Raw genomic sequence first — 16694 nt, forward strand, 5'->3', positions numbered from 1 at the left:
TGACCACCCATATCGAGGTATGGCCGCGCGGGCGGCCGGCCACAACTATGCGCCGACGGTCATGACCTCAGCGCCAGCTGGGTAGCCAGATCTCCATGTTCCAGGTGGTCTGGGAGATCGGCTGACCGGTGAGCACCGGGAACAGCCACGCAAAGTTGGTCAGCACGAGTGCGACATAACACGACACGACGATCAGCCCCAGCGTGCGCCGTTCCGCGCCTTGACCGGGTTGGTAGAGGATGTCGCCGAGGATCAGCGCGATCGCCATCACCAGAAACGGCGCCATGGCGGCCGCATAAAAGAAGTACATCTGCCGGTCGATGTCGGCGAACCACGGCAACCACCCGGCGCAGTAGCCGATCAGCACCGCCGCGTAGCGCCAGTCCTGACGCACGAACGCGCGCCAGGCCGCGTAGCCGAGGACCGGAACCGAAAGCCACCACATGGCGGGGGTGCCGACCAGCATCACCGCTTTCACACACGACTGCGCGCCGCAGCCGGGAACGTTTTGCTGGTCGATGGCGTAGAGCACGGGACGCAGCGACATCGGCCAGGCCCACGGTTTGGACTCCCACGGATGGTAATTGCCGGCGGAATTCGTCAGCCCGGCATGGAATTGGTAGGCCTTGTAGGTGTAGTGCCACAACGACCGGATGGCTTCGGGCAGCGGGATCACACTACGCTCGCCGATCGACTGGCCGACCTCGTGCCGGTTGATCGCGGTTTCGGAAGCGAACCACGGTGCATAGGAAGCCAAATACACCGCGAACGGGATCACCCCCAGCGCATAGATCGTCGGTCCCAGGTCGCGCCGCAGCGTGCCCAGCCACGGTCTGGGCACCCGGTACTGGCGACGAGCGGCGATGTCGAACCCCACCGACATCGCGCCGAAGAACAGCACGAAATACAAGCCGGACCACTTGGTCGCGCAAGCTAATCCGAGCAACACCCCGGCACCGAACCGCCACCAGCGCACACCCAGCCGTGGTCCCCACTCGGTCTCATCGGCGCGGCCCTGCAGCAGCACGGTGTGCATCCGTTGACGGACCTGGTCGCGGTCGACGATGAGCGCGCCGAAAGCCGCTACCACAAAAAACGCAAGAAACCCGTCCAGCAGTGCGGTGCGGGAGGCCACGAAGCTGACGCCGTCAGCGATGAGCAGCAACCCGGCGATGCCACCGACCAGCGTCGAGCGGCTGATCCGCCGCACGATCCGAACCACCAGGCCCACCATGACGACGCCGAGCAGCGCGCCGGTGAACCGCCAGCCGACCCCGGTGTAGCCGAAGACCGCCTCGCCGACGGCGATCAGCTGCTTGCCGACCGGGGGGTGCACGACCAGGCCGAACCCGGGGTTGTCCTCTACCCCGTGGTTGTGCAGCATCTGCCAGGCCTGCGGTGCGTAATGCTTCTCGTCGAAGATCGGTGTCCCGGCGTCGGTCGGCGAGCCGAGGTTGAGGAACCGGGTCACCGCGGCCAGCGCGGTGACCACCGCGGTGACAACCCAGCCGCGCGACCGGTCGGCGGGCCCGAAATCCGGGATCGGCACCAGCGGCCCGGGGCTGATGACGGGTACCGCGCGCTCCGTGACGGCGAGCGGAGTTTCGCGGGCCAGAGCGGTCATCACATCGATCGTAGGCTGTGCGGCATGGGTGGTGGTCGATTGTTGCTGGCCGCGACCCCGCTGGGCCAGCCGGGCGACGCCTCACCGCGGCTCATCGCCGCGCTGGGCGGCGCCGAGATGATCGCCGCCGAGGACACCCGGCGGGTGCGCAAGCTGGCCCGGGCGCTCGGCGTGCAGATCGGCGGCAAGGTGGTCAGTCTGTTCGACCAGAACGAGCCGGCGCGGGTGCCGACGGTAGTCGCCGCAATCGAGGCCGGTGCGACGGTACTGCTGGTCAGCGACGCCGGTATGCCGGTGATCAGTGATCCGGGGCACCGGCTGGTGGTCGCCTGCATCGACGCGGGGCTGGCGGTGACCTGCCTGCCCGGACCGTCGGCGGTCACGACGGCGTTGGCGGTGTCCGGGTTGCCGTCGGACAAGTTCTGTTTCGAGGGTTTCGCCCCGCGCCGGCAAGCGGCGCGCAAAGCGTGGTTGGGCACGCTGGCCGGCGAGCGACGGACCTGCGTGTTCTTCGAATCGCCGCGCCGCTTGTCGGCATGTCTGCGCGACGCGGCCGAGCAGCTGGGGCCGTCCCGGCGTGCGGTGGTGTGCCGCGAGCTGACGAAAGCGCACGAAGAAGTGGTGCGCGGATCGCTCGCCGAGCTGGCAGCCTGGGCGACCGCCGGGGTGCTCGGAGAGATCACCGTCGTGCTGGAGGGTGCGCACCCGTGCGCCGACCTGTCGGCATTGGTGGCCCAGGTAAACGCGCGGGTCGACGCCGGGATGGGCATCAAGAACGCGTGCGCCCAGGTGATCGCCGAGACCCCGGGCGCGCCGTCACGACGTGACCTCTACGAGGCGGTTTTGCGGTCGCGACGCTGAGGCCACCGCACTTCCGATGATCGGTGCCGCTTTGTGCAGGCACTCCTCCCATTCCGCATCGGGGTCCGAATCGGCTGTGATCCCACCACCGACTCCCAGCACTGCGCCGCCGGCAGTATCGAACTCGACGGTGCGGATCGCGACATTGAGCTCGCATCCTGCTATTGGCGATGCTAAACCCACTGTGCCGCAGTAGACGCCGCGGCGTCGTTGTTCCCAGCGCGAAAGCAGTTGGCGAGCACGCAGTTTGGGTGTTCCGGTGACCGACGCCGGCGGAAACGTGGCGTCCAACAACGTGGACGTGGCCAGGTCGACGGGTACCCGCGCTGACACCGTCGACACCAGGTGCCACACGCCGGGGGCGCGCCGCACCACCAACAGCTCGGGCACGGTCACGCTGCCGGTGACCGCCACCCGGCTCAGGTCATTGCGGACCAGGTCGACGATCATGACATTTTCGGCCACGTCCTTGACCGACGCGCGCAGCGCCGAGGGCCAGGCATCCAGCGGTAGCGTGCCTTTGATGGGGCTGGACGTCACCACCTCACCGCAGCGGCGCAGGAAAAGCTCCGGCGACAGGGATGCCACCGCACCCCATGCACCAGCGACAAAGGCGGCCCGGGCCGGGGCGGTACGCGCAACCGCGTCGACGAAAAAATCCAGCGGCGTCCCCGCGATCGTTCCGGTGAATTGTGTGCACACGCACGCCTGATAGACCTCGCCCGCACTGATCGCTTCCAGGCAGGCCTGCACCCCGGCGCGGTGCGCCGCCCGATCGGCCCCGCTCCAGTCGATCCGGTAGTGCCGCCCTGCGGCCGGGGCGGCCAAGGTGTCGGCCAGCCAGCCCGGTATGGGTGTGCCGGACAAGCTTTCGTACCACCACCGCCCGTCGCGGTCGCGGCGCAACAGGCTGTCGGTCCAGCCCCCGGCGGCTTCGGGGATCCGGTGGGCGCGCCCGTCGGCGCCGGGGTCCGGATAGGACAGGTAGCCGATCCAGCCGCCACCCACCGCTGTCGTCTCGGAGCCGGGTTTGACGTCGAACACGTCGGTGACAGCCACCGGTTGCACCGATACGCTCGGTGCGATCACCGCGTCCGCGCCGAACCAGTCGCCGGTGAGCGCGGCCGGCGGTGGCAGGCCCATCCGACTGGTGGCCTCGCCGAGAGCGCGCAGCACCCCCGGTGCCCCGCCCAGATCGCCCAGCCGGTCGACTCGCACCATTCCAGCTTGGCAGATGCCCGGTGCCTGCTCCGCGAGCGTCGCCCACCCGCTTACACGCGGCTGATCTGGCGTGTCGCCAGAACTGATTTACCGGCTGGATGTCGGCATGGTGGTGGGATGCTGCCGGACTCGTCCGACACCCACCCGGCCGCGGGCGAGCCGCTAACACCGAGCTGAGCTTGTTCGACTTCACGCGCGCGGCTGGCCCGACTCACTGCGGCTGATAACGGGGGAACACACCCGTGGGAGGCGGCAACACCGTGCCGGGGGCGAGACGCTCACCGAGCGCCGCGAACGTCCGGCGTTCAGCGGGCTGGCCGAGCAGGTCGAGCAGCTTGCCCGCCGATTCGGGCATGACGGGTTGAACGAGCAGCGCCGCGATGCGCACCACCTCGCAGGTGGTGTAGAGCACGGTGCGAAAACGGGCCTGATCTTCCTCGGATTCGCTCTTGCGCAACACCCACGGCTGCTGTGCGGAGAAGTACTTGTTCGCCGCGCCGAGCATCAGCCAGATCGCCTCCAGCGCCACATGCAGCGCCTGGGTGTCGAAGGCGGCGCGCACGCGGTCCAGCAGACCATCGGCAGCCGCCAGCAGGTCCTCGTCATCACTGGTGAAATCTCCTGGTGCAGGGACGATTCCGTCGAGGTTCTTGGCCACCATCGACAGCGACCGTTGGGCCAGGTTGCCCAGCTCATTGGCCAGATCGGTATTGATCCGGGTGATGATCGCCTCGTCGCTGTAGCTGCCGTCCTGGCCGAACGGGACCTCCCGCAACAGGAAGTAGCGCACCTGGTCGACCCCGAACCGCTCGACCAGCTCCACCGGGTCGATGACATTGCCCACCGACTTGCTCATTTTCTCGCCCCGGTTGAGCAGAAACCCGTGAGCGAAAACCCTTCGGGGCAGTTCGATTCCGGCGGACATCAAAAACGCCGGCCAGTACACGGCGTGAAACCGGATGATGTCCTTGCCGATCATGTGCAGGTCGGCGGGCCAGTACCGGCGGAACAGGTCCGAACCGGTGTCGGGGTAGCCGACCCCGGTGAGGTAGTTGGTCAGCGCGTCCACCCAGACGTACATGACGTGGCCGGGGTGCCCGGGCACCGGCACACCCCAGTCGAATGAGGTGCGCGAGATCGACAGGTCACGCAGCCCGGCGGAGACAAAGCTGACGACCTCGTTGCGGCGCGCCTCGGGGGCGATGAAATCCGGGTTGGCCTCATAGTGAGCCAGCAGTTTGTCGGCGTACGCGGAGAGCCGGAAGAAACAGGTCTGTTCCTCGGTCCAGGTCACCGGGGCACCGGTTTCGCTCGCCACCCGGGTCCCGTCCTCGAGCACGGTGGTTTCCGATTCGACGAAAAACCGCTCGTCACGCACCGAGTACCACCCCGAATAGGTGTCCAGGTAGATATCACCGGCCGCCGCCATCCGCCGCCAAATCGCCTGGGACGCTTCGTAGTGGTCCGGATCGGTGGTGCGGATGAACCGGTCGAAGGAGATGTTGAGCCTTTCCTGCAGGTGCTGAAACACATCCGAGTTGCGCCGCGCCAGCTCGGCGGTCGGCAGCCCCTCGGCCGCGGCGGCTTGCGCGACCTTGAGGCCGTGCTCATCGGTGCCGGTCTGAAAGCGAACGTCGAAGCCGTCGAGCCGCTTGAACCGGGCAATCGCGTCGGCGGCGATGTACTCGTACACGTGCCCCAGGTGTGGTGCGGCGTTGGGGTAGGTGATCGCGGTCGTGATGTAGTAGGGCTTCATCAGAGCTCCACCCTATTGTGTGCGGGTGACCGCTAACCGGCTTGGTCAACGCCAAGCGCCGCCCGCCCCGGAGCCATTGACCCCGTTGTTGGACGCGCACACCCACCTCGACGCCTGCGGGGCTGCGGGCCCCGAGGGGGTGGCTGCCATCGTGGACCGCGCCACGGCGGCCGGTGTCATGGCCGTCGTCACCGTCGCCGACGATTTGGACTCCGCACGCTGGGTGACCCGCGCCGCCGAGTGGAATCCGCGGGTCTACGCGGCCGTGGCGCTGCACCCAACCCGCGCCACTGCGCTCACCGATGTTGCGCGCGCCGAAATCGAACGCCTCACCGCCCATCCGCGGGTAGTGGCTATCGGCGAGACCGGGATGGATCTGTACTGGCCGGATCGGCTCGCCGGGTGTGCGCAGCCCGATGCGCAGCGCGAGGCGTTCGCCTGGCATATCGAGCTGGCCAAGCGCACCGGGAAACCGCTGATGATCCACAACCGCGAGGCCGACCGCGAGGTGCTCGATGTGCTGGGCGCTGAAGGCGCTCCCGACACCGTGATCTTTCACTGCTTCTCATCGGGCAGCACAATGGCCCGCCTGTGCGCAGACGCCGGCTGGCTGGTCAGCTTGTCCGGCACGGTTACCTTCCGTAATGCTCGTGACCTGCGGGAAGCCGTTCCCCTGGTGCCGCTCGAACAGCTGCTGGTGGAGACGGATGCCCCGTTTTTGACGCCGCATCCCTATCGGGGCGCGCCAAACGAGCCCTACTGCTTGCCCTACACCGTGCGGGCGCTGGCCGAACTGCTCGGCCGACCCGCCGAGGAGTTGGCGCATGTCACCACTGCCAATGCCTGCCGGGTCTACGGAATACCGGATACCGGCAGAACTCTCTAAAAGTCCTCTAAGAGCGCCCCGATGAAGTTGCCCTATGTAGGCCGGTTCGTTACCGTCTTGTGATCGAACGGCGGGTTGGGCAATGTCGTTCGGTTTCTGGCTGAAGGTGTCGTTGCTGTGTCGTCGAGGTCGGGGATATACGCGCGTTGAACATAGTCACCAAGCTGCACCAGACCCCTTCGCCGATCCTGCGGATCTTGGTGGCTGCGCTGTTGGTGGTGCTGACCGCCGCGGGCGGGTACGCGGTGGCGGCCCGGAAGACGGTGAAGCTGCGGGTCGATGGAACCCCGATCACGGTCACGACGATGAAGTCGCGGGTGATCGACATCCTCAAGGAGAATGGATTCGACGTCGGGGAGCGTGACGACCTCTACCCGGCGGCTGGTGAACGCTTGCATGACGCCGACGAGATCGTGTTGCGACGCAGCCGACCGTTGCAGATCTCGCTCGACGGGCACGACACCAAACAGGTCTGGACGACCGCATCCACCGTGGACGAGGCGCTGGCTCAACTCTCCATGACCGACACCGCACCGGCGGCGGCTTCGCGCGGCAGCCGCGTTCCGTTAAGTGGTATGGCGCTGCCGGTGGTCAGCGCCAAAACCGTGGAGATCGATGACGCCGGGACCGTGCGCAGTGTGCATTTGGCCGCGCCCAGCGTCGCCGATCTGCTGGCCGCCGCCGGCGCGCCGCTGGAGCAAAGTGACCAGGTGACTCCCAGCGCCACGACTCCCGTTGTTGACGGGATGCACATCCAAGTCACCCGCAACCGTATCGAGAAGGTGACTGAACGGGTGCCCCTGACACCGCCGGCACACCGCATCGAGGATCCGACAATGAACAAAAGCCGACAGGTCGTCGAAGACCCCGGCGCCCCGGGCACCCAGGACGTGACGTTCGCGGTGGCCAAGGTCAACGGCGTCGAGACCGGCCGGTTGCCGATCGCCAACACCGTGATAACACCCGCGCGTGCGGCGGTGGTGCGGGTCGGCACCAAGCCGGGCACCGAGGTGCCTCCGGTGGCCAACCCAGCGGTCTGGGATGCCATCGCCGCCTGTGAGGCCGGCGGAAACTGGGCCATCAATACCGGCAACGGCTACTACGGCGGAGTTCAATTCGACCAGGGCACCTGGGAACGCAACGGAGGTCTGCAGTATGCCGCTCGCGCCGACCTCGCTACCCGAGAAGAGCAGATCGCTGTCGCCGAGATAGTGCGGGCGCGCCAGGGATGGGGTGCCTGGCCGACGTGCAGTGCCCGAGTGGGTGCCAACTGACGATCCGTCTGCTTGGCCGGAGCGAAATCAGGCGCCTGGCCAAAGAACTCGAGTTCCGGCCTCGAAAATCGTTAGGTCAAAACTTCGTTCACGACGCCAACACCGTGCGCCGGGTAGTGTCGGCGTCGGGAGTCAACCGGCATGATCATGTCCTCGAGGTCGGGCCCGGCCTCGGGTCACTCACACTGGCACTGCTTGACCGTGGTGCCACGGTCAGTGCCGTCGAAATCGACCCGGTGCTGGCAGCTCAGTTGCCCAAAACTATTGCCGAGCATTCGAACAGCGAAATTCATCGGCTGACTGTGCTCAACCGCGATATTTTGTCCGTCCGGCGCGCGGACCTGACGCACGAGCCAACAGCTGTGGTGGCGAACTTGCCGTACACCGTGGCGGTTCCGGCGCTGCTGCATTTGCTCGCGGAACTTCCGTCCGTCCGCCTCGCAATGGTGATGGTGCAAGCGGAAGTCGCCGAACGACTTGCCGCCGAGCCGGGCGGCAAGGACTATGGCGCACCCAGCGCCAAAGTGCGGTTCTATGGCCGAGTTCGCCGGTGTGGCACGGTGCCGCCGACGGTTTTCTGGCCGATTCCGCGGGTCTATTCGGGGCTGGTGCGGATCAGCCGGTACGAAAACCCTCCGTGGCCTACTGATGAAGCCTTTCGCCAACGCATTTTCGAACTGGTGGATATCGCATTTGCCCAGCGGCGTAAGACATCCCGCAACGCCTTTGCGGCATGGGCCGGCTCCGGCAACGAGTCCGCTCGCCGGCTGCTCGCGGCCAGTATCGACCCCGCCCGGCGCGGTGAGACGCTGTCCATCGAAGAATTCGTGCGTCTGTACCGACGCTCGATCGACTCGGGTGCTGGCGCCGGCAGCGATCAGGACACACCGCAGCGGCGTACCGCACCCTCGCAAGGCTGAAATCGTGTGTCTTTGGCCGTCCCGGGGATAATCTCATGCGATGCCCGACGGAAACACCGCTGCGGAGTGGGTACCCACGGGATCGGTCACGGTCCGGGTGCCGGGAAAAGTCAACCTCTACCTGGCAGTCGGTGATCGCCGTGACGACGGCTATCACGAGCTGACGACGGTCTTCCATGCCGTCTCATTGTTCGACGAGGTGACGGTGCGCAACAGCGACCTGCTCACGCTCGACGTCTGCGGTGAAGGCGTCGACGAGGTGCCCACCGATGAGCGCAACCTCGCCTGGCAGGCGGCCCAGCTGATGGGCGACCATGTTGGGCGCGCACCGGACGTGTCGATCACGATCGACAAAGCGATCCCGGTGGCCGGCGGGATGGGCGGCGGCAGCGCCGACGCCGCGGCGGTCCTGGTGGCGATGAATACCCTCTGGGAACTGGGTGTGCCGCGGCGCGACTTGCATGCCTTGGCGGCCCGGCTGGGCAGCGACGTGCCGTTCGCCTTGCACGGCGGGACTGCCATGGGGACGGGTCGCGGCGAGGAACTGGCCACCGTGCTGGCTCGCAGCACCTTCCATTGGGTGCTGGCGCTCGCCGAGCGGGGGTTGTCCACACCGGCGGTGTTCGACGAGCTCGATCGGCTGCGGCGTATCGGCTCGCCACCTCGGCTCGGCGAACCCGGGCCGGTGTTGGCGGCCCTGGCGGCCGGCGATCCGCGGCAGCTGGCGCCGCTGCTGGGCAACGACTTACAAGCCGCGGCGGTCAGCCTGGACCCGGGATTACGGCATGTCTTGCGGGCCGGTATGGAGGCAGGCGCCCTGGCAGGCATCGTTTCCGGCTCCGGGCCAACGTGCGCATTCTTGTGCGTGTCGGCGAGTTCGGCGGTCGACATCGGCACACAGTTGTCCGGTGCCGGTGTCTGCCGTACCGTCCGCGTCGCCAGCGGGCCGGTGCATGGCGCCCGCGTCGTACCCGCTCCGGTCAGCGGAGTGTGACCTGGACCGCAAATCGTGCGATAGTTTGGTGGTTACTTAAGAGGAGCTTAAGATGTTGCGCGGTGACGAGTAGAGGTCAAGCGGTGTGCCCGTTCCGTTCACCCGCCGTTCATGCCGGTGGGTCGTCAGCGGACCCCGATGGTCACCGTGTCCTGGCTGATCACGTCATCGTGCATCCGGTCTCTGGCTCATCACCGATTCGAGACAGAACCGCTGCCCAATTGTGTGCGCGCGCCTCTCGCGAAGCGCTGTCTAGCCGACGGAATATGAGATCTCCGGCCCCGGAAGCGCCGGCGCCGGAACAGAGGAGGTTGTCGTGAGCAGGTTTACCGAGAAGATGTTCCGCAACGCTCACGAGAGCCCACGCGGGATGGTCACCGGTGAACCGCATAATCCGGTCCGGCACACCTGGCGCGAAGTGCATGAGCGTGCGCGCAGGGTGGCTGGAGGGCTGGCCGAGGCCGGGATCGGCCACGGTGACGCGGTCGGCGTGCTGGTGGGTGCCCCGGTTGAGATCGCGCCGACGGCACAAGGGCTGTGGATGCGCGGAGCCAGTCTGACGATGCTGCACCAGCCGACGCCGCGCACCGACTTGGCCTCGTGGGCGGTCGACACCACCAACGTCATCGACATGATCGAGGCGAAAGCGGTGATCGTCTCCGATCCGTTCATGGCGGCCGCGCCCGTGCTGAAGCAGCGTGGTGTCACGGTGCTGACTGTCGAGCAGCTGCTGGCCGCCGATCCGATCGACCCCGTCGACACCGATGAGGATGACCTGGCACTGATGCAGTTGACGTCCGGTTCGACAGGTTCTCCGAAGGCTGTCCTGATCACCCACCGCAACGTGTACTCCAACGTCGAGGCCATGTTCGTCGGCGTGAAGTACGACCTCGAAACCGATGTGATGATCAGCTGGCTGCCCTGTTTCCACGACATGGGCATGATCGGCTTTTTGACCGTGCCGATGTACTTCGGTGCCGAGCTGGTGAAAGTCACGCCGATGGACTTCCTGCGTGACACGCTGCTGTGGGCCAAATTGATCGACAAGTACCGGGGCACATTCATTTGCGGCCCGAATTTTGCCTATTCGTTGTTCGCCAAGCGGCTGCGCAAACAAGCCAAACCGGGTCAGTTCGACTTGTCGACACTGCGGATTGCGATGTCGGGTGCCGAACCGGTGGACCCGGACGACGTCGAAGACTTGATCGACGCGGGTCGGCCTTTCGGGCTGCGGCCGGAAGCCATCATGCCGGCGTATGGCATGGCCGAAACCACGCTGGCAGTGTCGTTCTCGCCGCTCGGTGCCGGGTTGATCGTCGATGAAGTTGATGCTGACCTGCTGAGTGCGCTCCGCCGCGCGGTGCCCGCGACCAAGGGCAACACCCGTCGGCTGGCTTCGCTGGGGCCGGTGCTCGACGGCATTGAGGCGCGCGTTGTCGACGAGGACGGCAATGTGCTGCCGCCGCGCGGTGTTGGTGTGATCGAGTTACGCGGTGAGCCGTTGACCCCGGGCTACATCACGATGGGTGGGTTTATTCCGGCGCAGGATGAGCACGGCTGGTATGACACGGGCGACCTCGGTTATTTGACCGAGGAGGGACACATTGTGGTGTGCGGCCGTGTCAAAGACGTCATTATCATGGCCGGCCGCAACATTTACCCGACCGACATCGAACGCGCGGCGTGCCGCGTCGACGGTGTGCGTCCCGGCTGCGCGGTCGCGGTGCGGCTGGATGCCGGACACTCGCGTGAGACATTCGCCGTTGCGGTGGAGTCCAATGCTTTCGATAATCCCGCTGAAGTGCGTCGCATCGAACATGAAGTGGCGCATGAGGTGCTTACCGAGGTGGATGTGCGGCCACGCAACGTCGTGGTACTCGGACCGGGGACCATTCCCAAGACGCCGTCGGGCAAGCTGCGCCGAGCCAACTCCGTCACGCTGGTTACCTGAGAATCAGCGGTTCGCGTCTTCCCTGTGTGCTCAACGGCGCCTTGCCCGCGCGCGGCGGCCGATTACCAGGCGTGGACGTGATTCTGGGCTGGCTCCAACCCCAACCGGATCAGCAGCTCGGTCGCGTCGGCGGCCTGTTCGCAGATGGCAGGTACCTCGGGCCGCTCGGTGGCGGTGAAAGGTTCCAACACGAAATCCGCTGGGTCTTTACGCCCGGGCGGGCGGCCGATCCCGATGCGCACTCGCTGAAAGTCTTTGGTGCCCAACGCAGCTGCCACCGACCGTAGCCCGTTGTGACCGCCCTCGCCGCCGCCGCGTTTGAGCCGGATGCGCCCGAACTCGAGATCCAGGTCGTCGTGGATGACGATGATATCGGGTGGCGACACCGAGTAGAACTTCGCCAGCGGTAGCACGTGGCGGCCGGATTCGTTCATGTAACTGCGCGGCTTGGCCAGCACCACCGGGCGCCCGCCCAGCCGGCCGGTGACAACCTCGGCGCCGGAACGCTTGTGCACCTTGAATTTCGAACCCAGTCGCGCGGCAAGCAGGTCGGCGACCATGAAGCCCAGATTATGCCGGGTGTGCGCATAGTGCGGTCCCGGGTTGCCCAGGCCGACCACTAACAGCGGTTCGGCCATCTCGCCAACTGTCTACTCGGACTCGGGGGTCGCGGCCTCGGTTGCTTCGGCTTCCTCGGCTGCCGGCGCCGCTTCGGGCACCGCTCCGGCCCCCTCGGCTTCGAGCTGCTCGGCGGTCGGCGCATAGCCGACGTTGACGACGAGCAAGTCCGGGTCGGACACCAGCCTGACCCCTGATGGCAGCGGAATCTGCCCCGCGGTGAACTGCGTGTCGGGTTCAGCGCCCTCAACCGAAACGGTCACTTGCTCGGGGATGGAGAGCGCTTCGGCTTCGATTTCTATGGTGCCGGCTTCCTGGGTGACCAGAGTGCCAGGCGCGGCTTCACCTTCGATGTCGACGCCGACTTCGACGACGACCTTTTCCCCGCGGCGCACGATCTGCAGGTCGGCGTGCTGGACGGTGCGCCGGATCGGATGAATGTCGATCGCCTTCGTCAACGCCAGTTGCTGCTTACCCTCAATATCGAGGGTCAGCACTGCGTTGGTGCCGGCCCGGCGCAGCACAGCCGCGAATTCGTGTGCGGGCAGCTCCAGGTGCTGAGGGTCGGCGCCGTGACCATAGAGAACTGCCGGGATCTTGCCGTTGCGCCGGGCGCGCCGGGAAGCGCCTTTACCGGTCTCGGTCCGCACCGACGCGCTGAGCTGGTTGGTTACCGAAGTCGCCGGTTTTGCCATGGTGTCGCTCCTGTCTTCCTCCGCGGCACGACGGGAATCGCGGCAACCTCGACATCGGTGTCCGTCGATAACGGTGGCTCCTGGACCAGCCACCCTCGCCGTGACGCCCGCACAGGTTAGCGCACCTGTGCCTGAGAGCGGAAATCTGGTGCCCGCGGGCGTCTCCGCGGCGGCTGAGCTACCCGGCTACTTGGCGGCGGCTGAGCTACCCGGCTACTTGGCGGCGGCTGAGCTAGTCGGCTACTTGGCGGCGACGGTGAACCCGGCGATGATCGCTTCGACGTCGGAAGCCTGGGCGTAAGCCTGATCGGCCAGGCTGGTGATCGTCAGTTGAACCAGGTAGCGTTGGCTCGCCGGCGGCGCCCCGGTAGCGATGACGATCCGGCTCCAGCTGTGCAATCGCTTACCGCCCAGGTCGTAACTGCCTTGGATCATCGCCGACGGAAAGCCGCGGAAATCGGCCGTAGAGGCGTCCAGCCGCTTGAAGTTCTCCGCCAGTTCAGCGTCGTCGAAACCGTGTTTAACCGCGTCGGCGGCGTCGAAGTCCCCGCGCAGCTTGAACACCGACAGCATGGCATTCGGATAGGGACCGCCCTTGGCGATGACCTCGGTAGCCGGCGGAACGTTGGGGTTGCTGTATTTGGCCCAGCCCGGCGGGGTCGGCATCGACACGGTCAGATCGGTCAGCGTGTCCGGTGCCACCTGCTCTCCGGCCACACCGAGGTTGTTGAGGTACTGTCCGAAGGGAACCGGCGTCGTCGTACCCGTTGAAGTAGAAGATGCCGTAGTTGTGGTGGTTGTCCAGATCGATTGGTAGTCAGGAGTTTTTGGTTCGCAGCCGACGAGCCAGGCTGTCAGCGAAACCATCGCGACAACGGCCAACCGGGCAGGTGCCGTCACAGAATATCGCGCACCACCTCAGCCGGGCGGGCCAGCCGGGTGCCTTTGCGTGTGACGACGAAGGGGCGTTCGATGAGGATGGGGTGTTCGACCATCGCGTCGAGCAGCTCGTCGTCCGTCGCGCTGGCCAGGTTAAGTTCGGCGTACAGCGGTTCGCGCCTGCGTACCGCGGTGCGCGTGTCGATGCCAGCGTCGCGGATCATCGTCAGCAACTCGTCACGCGACGGTGGAGTCTTTAGATACTCGATGATCGTGGGTTCTACTCCGTTATCCCGCAGCAACTCCAGGGTTTTACGTGATGTGTTGCATTTGGGGTTGTGATAAATGACGGTGTTGTTCACCCTTCGAGCCATCTATGCGTCCCCGTCGAATAACCCTGTCACTGAACCGTTTTCGAAGACCGCCCGAATCGTACTGGCCAGCAGCGGCGCGATGGAAAGGACGGTGAGCTGAGGGAAACGTTTATCCTCACCGATCGGTAGCGTGTTGGTGACGATGACCTCGCGGGCACCGCATTGAGCCAGCTGCTGCGGCGCAGGGTTGGAGAGCACGCCGTGGGTTGCCGCGACGATCACATCGCCGGCGCCGGCGTCGTGCAGCAGTGGCACCGCGGCGGCAATGGTGCCGCCGGTGTCGATCATGTCATCGATCAGGATGCATGTCTTGCCGGTGACTTCGCCGACGACCCGGTTGGATTTGACCTGGTTGGGGACCCGGGGATCACGGGTCTTGTGGATAAAAGCCAAGGGGACACCGCCCAGCGAGTCGGCCCATTTCTCGGCGATGCGGACCCGGCCGGAATCGGGGGAGACCACCACCATGTCGTGGCCGGAATAGTTGTCCTTGATGTAGGCGGTCAGCAGGTGCTGGGCGCGCATGTGGTCGACTGGTCCGTCGAAAAAGCCTTGGATCTGATCGGTGTGCAGGTCGACGGTCACAATCCGGTCAGCGCCCGCCGTCTTGAGCAGGTCGGCGACAAGGCGCGCCGAGATCGGTTCGCGCCCGCGGTGTTTCTTGTCCTGTCGGGCGTAAGGATAGAACGGCAAAATGGCGGTGATCCGTTTGGCGCTGCCGCGTTTGAGCGCGTCCAGCATGATCAGCTGTTCCATCAACCACTTGTTCAGCGGCTCGGGATGTGATTGCAGCACGAACGCGTCGCAGCCGCGCACCGATTCGTGGTAGCGCACGAAGATCTCGCCGTTGGCGAAATCCCGGGCGGTCTGGGCGGTGACGTGGACGTTGAGCTCCTTAGCGACCTGCTCGGCCAGCTCGGGATGAGCGCGGCCGGCGAACAGCATCAGGTTTTTGCGGTTGTCCGTCCAATCGTGGCTCAACGTGCTGCCCCCGCCGCTCGGGATTGTGTCCGCTTTATCGTACGTAGCCGAACACGGGTAGGAGTGCGGGGGTTGCCGAATCGGCAGCGAAAATCACGGTGCTTGATCGGGCCGGTGTGGCGGTGCTGAGTGCTTTGCGGCGGCACGTGCTTTCTCAGCTGCTTGGGCGGCCGCACTTCCCGGGCGTTTACGCAGAACCCAGCCGTCGATATTGCGTTGTGAGCCGGCTGACACTGCCAACGCGCCCGGTGGGACGTCGTGGCGGACGACCGTCCCGGCGCCGGTGTATGCGCCGTCTCCGACGGTAACCGGCGCCACGAACATGGTGTCGGACCCGGCGCGCACATGCGAGCCGACAGTGGTTCGCTGCTTGGATTCGCCGTCATAGTTGACGAACACACTGGACGCGCCGATATTGCTGTGCTCCCCGATATCGGCGTCGCCGACGTAGGTCAGGTGCGGCACCTTAGTGCCGGTGCCGATGGTGCAGTTTTTCGTCTCCACAAACGCCCCGAGTTTGCCGTCGGCGCCCAGCACAGTCCCGGGCCGTAGGTACGTGAATGGGCCCACCGCGGCGCCCTCACCGATCGACGCGGATATCCCATGGGTGCGGACCACAGATGCGCGCTCCCCGACGGTCACGTCGGTCAGGGTGGTGTCTGGGCCGACGACGCAACCCGCGCCGACGCGGGTGCGGCCCAGCAACTGCGTTCCCGGCTGGATCACGGTGTCGCGGCCGATCGTCACGTCGATGTCGATCCACGTGGTCGCCGGATCGACAATCGTCACACCGGCCAGTTGGTGGGTGGCCACGATGCGGCGGTTCAGTTCGGCGCTCAGTTCGGCCAGCTGCACCCGGTTGTTGACGCCGGCGACCAGCGCGCTGTCATCGACGTGCCGGGCACGGACGGGCTGGCCGTCTTGCCGGAGGATGGCGACGACATCGGTGAGGTAGAGCTCGTGTTGGGCATTGTCGGCGGAGAGACGGCTCAGCGCCGAACGCAGGGGGGCGATGTCGAAGGCATAAACCCCGGCGTTGACTTCGCGAATCTGCCGCTGCGACGGGGTGGCGTCGGCTTGCTCGACGATCCCGATCACTTCGTGGTCCTGGGTGCGCAGGATGCGACCGTAGCCGGTGGGGTCGCTGAGGGTCGTGGTCAGCACGGTCACCGCCGCCGACCATGAGCTGTGGCCCGCGATCAGGTCGGCCAGAGTCTCGGCATCCAGCAGCGGGATGTCACCGGAGGTGACTACCACGACACCGCTGTAATTATCAGGCAGCGCAGACAGGCCGCACAGCACGGCGTGTCCGGTGCCGAGCGGTCGGTCTTGTATCGCGATGTCGATCGGGCGCCCGAGCGTGTCCGCCAGCTCAGCGATCGCCGGCGCAATGAGTTGGTGATCCTGGCCGAGGACCACGACGACATGCTGCGGCGCGAGTTTGGCGACCGCATGCAGCGAGTGGGACAGCATGCTGCGGCCGGCGAGAGTGTGCAGCACCTTCGGGGTGTCCGACCGCATTCGGGTGCCGGCCCCTGCCGCCAGAACCAGGACCGCCGATTCGCCTTGAGTCGTCATGAACACCTTTCCCACGTGGGCGTGGCTGTGACCGCCGACATGCCGTCCAGCGTGTCATCTTCTGCCCGTGCCGGGCAAAATT

General features: G+C 66.0%; 15 protein-coding genes. 6 read left to right on the top strand and 9 right to left on the bottom strand.

What is annotated here, in order from left to right:
- Positions 1-67: 67 nt before the first annotated feature.
- Entirely contained in the window at positions 68-1624 is a 1557-nt protein-coding gene (locus G6N08_RS10940) for a dolichyl-phosphate-mannose--protein mannosyltransferase (RefSeq protein WP_163757216.1), read from the bottom strand.
- 24 nt (positions 1625-1648) lie between these two features.
- Between G6N08_RS10940 and rsmI the strand changes: the two genes are divergently transcribed.
- Positions 1649-2485 carry a 16S rRNA (cytidine(1402)-2'-O)-methyltransferase gene (gene rsmI, locus G6N08_RS10945; protein WP_163757218.1) on the top strand — a complete coding sequence of 279 codons (837 nt, stop codon included), beginning with the start codon at positions 1649-1651 and terminating at the stop codon, positions 2483-2485.
- Here rsmI and G6N08_RS10950 read toward each other — a convergent pair.
- Both G6N08_RS10950 and metG read right to left on the bottom strand, forming a co-directional pair.
- Positions 2441-3703, bottom strand: coding sequence for an aminodeoxychorismate synthase component I (locus G6N08_RS10950; protein ID WP_218033403.1), 1263 nt, complete (start codon positions 3701-3703; stop codon positions 2441-2443). The two genes, rsmI and G6N08_RS10950, sit on opposite strands and share 45 nt — an antisense overlap.
- Before the next feature lie 214 nt (positions 3704-3917).
- A complete protein-coding gene (gene metG, locus G6N08_RS10955; protein WP_163757222.1) occupies positions 3918-5462 on the bottom strand; it encodes a methionine--tRNA ligase in 1545 nt (514 codons plus the stop codon).
- A gap of 19 nt (positions 5463-5481) precedes the next feature.
- On the opposite strand from metG, the gene G6N08_RS10960 reads away from it, so the two are divergent.
- From G6N08_RS10960 to G6N08_RS10980, 5 genes are all read left to right on the top strand, one after another.
- On the top strand, positions 5482-6348 hold the full coding sequence (locus G6N08_RS10960; protein ID WP_174813288.1) for a TatD family hydrolase: 867 nt from the start codon (positions 5482-5484) through the stop codon (positions 6346-6348).
- A gap of 146 nt (positions 6349-6494) precedes the next feature.
- Positions 6495-7622 (top strand): resuscitation-promoting factor, encoded by a 1128-nt coding sequence (locus G6N08_RS10965; protein WP_218033373.1) that lies wholly within the window; start codon positions 6495-6497, stop codon positions 7620-7622.
- Positions 7595-8542 carry a 16S rRNA (adenine(1518)-N(6)/adenine(1519)-N(6))-dimethyltransferase RsmA gene (gene rsmA / locus G6N08_RS10970; protein WP_163757224.1) on the top strand — a complete coding sequence of 316 codons (948 nt, stop codon included), beginning with the start codon at positions 7595-7597 and terminating at the stop codon, positions 8540-8542. The genes G6N08_RS10965 and rsmA overlap by 28 nt, the downstream gene beginning before the upstream one ends.
- A gap of 40 nt (positions 8543-8582) precedes the next feature.
- Positions 8583-9536, top strand: coding sequence for a 4-(cytidine 5'-diphospho)-2-C-methyl-D-erythritol kinase (locus tag G6N08_RS10975; protein WP_163757226.1), 954 nt, complete (start codon positions 8583-8585; stop codon positions 9534-9536).
- Positions 9537-9852: 316 nt separating this feature from the next.
- Complete coding sequence (locus G6N08_RS10980) at positions 9853-11487, top strand: fatty acyl-AMP ligase (protein WP_163757228.1); 1635 nt, start codon at positions 9853-9855, stop codon at positions 11485-11487.
- Positions 11488-11549: 62 nt separating this feature from the next.
- On the opposite strand, the gene pth is transcribed toward G6N08_RS10980, so the two are convergent.
- From pth to glmU, 6 genes are all read right to left on the bottom strand, one after another.
- A complete protein-coding gene (gene pth, locus G6N08_RS10985; protein WP_163757230.1) occupies positions 11550-12125 on the bottom strand; it encodes an aminoacyl-tRNA hydrolase in 576 nt (191 codons plus the stop codon).
- Positions 12126-12137: 12 nt separating this feature from the next.
- Positions 12138-12800, bottom strand: coding sequence for a 50S ribosomal protein L25/general stress protein Ctc (locus tag G6N08_RS10990; RefSeq protein ID WP_163757233.1), 663 nt, complete (start codon positions 12798-12800; stop codon positions 12138-12140).
- A 240-nt stretch (positions 12801-13040) separates the two neighbouring features.
- Positions 13041-13667: an LpqN/LpqT family lipoprotein gene (locus G6N08_RS10995; RefSeq protein ID WP_163760477.1), complete on the bottom strand. Its 627-nt coding sequence runs from the start codon at positions 13665-13667 to the stop codon at positions 13041-13043.
- Positions 13668-13696: 29 nt separating this feature from the next.
- Entirely contained in the window at positions 13697-14053 is a 357-nt protein-coding gene (gene arsC, locus G6N08_RS11000) for an arsenate reductase (glutaredoxin) (protein ID WP_163757235.1), read from the bottom strand.
- The gene (locus G6N08_RS11005) at positions 14054-15034 is read right to left on the bottom strand and encodes a ribose-phosphate diphosphokinase (protein ID WP_163757237.1); all 981 of its coding nucleotides are present in this window, start codon (positions 15032-15034) and stop codon (positions 14054-14056) included. It lies immediately after the preceding gene.
- 93 nt (positions 15035-15127) lie between these two features.
- Positions 15128-16612 (bottom strand): bifunctional UDP-N-acetylglucosamine diphosphorylase/glucosamine-1-phosphate N-acetyltransferase GlmU, encoded by a 1485-nt coding sequence (glmU, locus tag G6N08_RS11010; protein ID WP_163757239.1) that lies wholly within the window; start codon positions 16610-16612, stop codon positions 15128-15130.
- Positions 16613-16694 lie beyond the last annotated feature (82 nt).

Source organism: Mycobacterium botniense, from assembly GCF_010723305.1.
Lineage (GTDB): Bacteria > Actinomycetota > Actinomycetes > Mycobacteriales > Mycobacteriaceae > Mycobacterium > Mycobacterium botniense.